Origin of the sequence: Caballeronia sp. BR00000012568055 (assembly GCF_029439455.1) — a bacterium.
Taxonomy (GTDB): Bacteria; Pseudomonadota; Gammaproteobacteria; order Burkholderiales; family Burkholderiaceae; genus Caballeronia.
Genome location: NZ_JAQFVG010000166.1, coordinates 1 through 1,120, shown reverse-complemented (window position 1 = coordinate 1,120; position 1,120 = coordinate 1). Strand labels below are relative to the sequence as shown.

Below are 1,120 nucleotides of genomic sequence, written 5' to 3'. Positions count from 1 at the left end.
TCAGTTGGATAGAGTACTTGGCTACGAACCAAGGGGTCGTGGGTTCGAATCCTGCCAGCCGCGCCACTTATTCTGATGTCTTCGTATGAAGGCATCACGCGCTAACCAAAGCGCATTGAAGTAACACGAAGTTGTACCGTTTTGCGTGCGGCTGTAGCTCAGTTGGATAGAGTACTTGGCTACGAACCAAGGGGTCGTGGGTTCGAATCCTGCCAGCCGCGCCATTTTTCGAAGGGCCTTCCGGACGGAAGGCCCTTTTTGTTTCTGCGGCGCTTTATTGCCGAGGCGTTGAACCAATATCGCCGATATGCGCTTCCGGCCGCGGCATATCCTCCACCGATAACGACGTCACCGCGCTCGACTCTTCGATCGGATCGGCTTGCAGGCCCGTCAGCGCTTGCGGGCGACGCGGGTATTCATCCTCGACGCTGTCGCCAAACGAATGCCGCACGAAGGCCCGCAGCAACGCGGTCCGTAGCGACTCGCCGCGCCCTTCCATCGTTTCGCCGTCCTTGCCAAAGCTCACCGTGCATACGACTTCACCGCGCCCGTGATCGTGCATTTCGAGCTTGCACGCGCGCTCGAGCACGACAGACGCCGCATCCCACGACGTCGACGGCAGGAACCGTCCGTCCCAGGGCTTGCCGCGATCGTTGCCGCGAATGGAGAGCGTCTCTCCGCTGTCGGTGAAGTGGATTTCCCGAATGAAATCGTGCAGGCCGCGCGCCACCCAGTAATCGAGCGTGGGGCCTTCGAGATCGGAAGTGTTCATTGCGGCGCATTCTCCTGTGCATCGATGAATGAATCGATCGACGACAGCCATGCACGCCGCGTTCCCGCGCCGAACGGGAAATGGGAGGATCAGTAGTCGGCGCGTTCCCGGTCGATGCGCATGCCGCCGTCCTGATTGCGATGATGCGGCTCGTCGCTTGGACGCTCGCGCGCGATACGCATGACGTCGTGATTCGTGCGCACGCGGCGCATCACATTCGCCAGATGCACGCGGTCGCTGACCTGAATGACAAAGCGCAGCAGCTTGGCTTCCTGCGACACGTCCTCGTCCATCGCGATATGCACGATATTGGCATCCGCAGAGGTAATGTCGGCGGCAACGCGCGCG

General features: G+C 60.6%; 2 protein-coding genes and 1 tRNA gene. 1 reads left to right on the top strand and 2 read right to left on the bottom strand.

The genetic code is table 11. The annotated features are described in order from the left end of the window. Positions 1-147 precede the first annotated feature (147 nt). Positions 148-224 (top strand) — tRNA-Arg (locus tag P7F28_RS09305). 50 nt (positions 225-274) lie between these two features. Here P7F28_RS09305 and P7F28_RS09300 read toward each other — a convergent pair. Together P7F28_RS09300 and P7F28_RS09295 are read right to left on the bottom strand one after the other, a co-directional pair. Continuing rightward, positions 275-772: a phage protein NinX family protein gene (locus P7F28_RS09300; protein WP_277184219.1), complete on the bottom strand. Its 498-nt coding sequence runs from the start codon at positions 770-772 to the stop codon at positions 275-277. A gap of 89 nt (positions 773-861) precedes the next feature. Next, positions 862-1,120: ACT domain-containing protein (locus tag P7F28_RS09295; RefSeq protein ID WP_306805845.1), on the bottom strand; the 259-nt coding region annotated here is incomplete at its 5' end.